At 37.8% G+C, this 1,050-nt stretch carries 1 protein-coding gene and 1 pseudogene; both read right to left on the bottom strand.

The window, feature by feature from the left end; translation table 11 throughout:
• Positions 1 to 85: 85 nt before the first annotated feature.
• Positions 86 to 874 (bottom strand): hypothetical protein, encoded by a 789-nt coding sequence (locus tag C9E89_RS22785; RefSeq protein WP_107010324.1) that lies wholly within the window; start codon positions 872 to 874, stop codon positions 86 to 88.
• Positions 867 to 1,050, bottom strand: a pseudogene (locus C9E89_RS23580) (YdaU family protein); the annotation flags it as partial. The gene C9E89_RS22785 and the pseudogene C9E89_RS23580, both read right to left, overlap by 8 nt.

The raw sequence follows: 1,050 nt of genomic DNA on the forward strand, positions 1-1,050 counted from the left end.
ACCCTTGCTAATGCGGATTTGCTTGATCTTATTAGGGCGACCTGTACTGGGGTGCATTACGTAGTTGCCTATTTGAAAATCCATCTTAGACATGACCACCTCCCAACTGCTTACGAATCGTTGCAGGTACCACACAACCATCCAACTCGCATTGTTTTAAATATGCATCAGGTTGTTCAAATGGATCTGGCCATTCATTGATGATGGGCGTGTTCAACGGTTTAGCCTTCGGCTTTAATTCTTGTGGTTTATGAATGTGACGATTTCGCACATTCATTTTCTGCTTAAGTGCTTCAAGATGTTTTTGGGCTTCAGCATTTGAAATAGGGTTGTGATTAAATTCCTCACCTTTGCTTTCAACTTGTGATATCGCATCCAAAACTTGATCTTCAATTTTCTGCTCTTTCGCATCTGTGATTAAACGCTTATAAACACTGCTAAAAACCTTATAGAACGTATCAGTAGATCCAAAATAACCATAAGCTTTGCAGACTTCTTCAAATGCATTTCGAGCAAATAAATTAATCTTGGCAACTCGATTATTTTTCTCATAATCTAAGGCTTGTAACCATGCATCATCGGCTGTTTGGTATTCATAGCCACCAATGCACCAATTCTTAAACTCATTGATTGCTGGTGGCCATTCAGCAGTTTCTAGACGTTTCAAACCACGCCTGAATTGTGCTTGATTTAAATCAGCAAGTTTTTCAACAAATTTTGCAATTACCTGTTTTTTATTCAAGCCTTTCCACTGGTCAATAAATTTTTTGCCATAGGTTAAAATCATGTCTTCAACCAAGTAACGTGCATCTTCTTCGCTGAATCGCTGTATTTGAAAATCTTGATTTTGTTGTTCAATCAGATCATTACGCATATTTTACTGCTCCTGATTCAAATACTTGGTGAACATCTTTAACTTCAGGTTGAGCTGGATTGATTTCAGATAACCAATCATCGATTTCGTTTTGCGCTTGCTGTGCTTTGTTTGTGAACACAGATTGTTTCACAGCCTGATTTTGTTTTTCACGATTGCGTTTTACTTGATCTTTG

The sequence above is a fragment of the Acinetobacter sichuanensis genome (assembly GCF_003024515.2).
In the GTDB taxonomy this organism is placed as follows: domain Bacteria; phylum Pseudomonadota; class Gammaproteobacteria; order Pseudomonadales; family Moraxellaceae; genus Acinetobacter; species Acinetobacter sichuanensis.

What these genes read in the sequence shown, in the direction of transcription:
- C9E89_RS22785 (WP_107010324.1), bottom strand. Translation starts at nt 874, where the DNA reads ATGCGTAATGATCTGATTGAACAACAAAATCAAGATTTTCAAATACAG.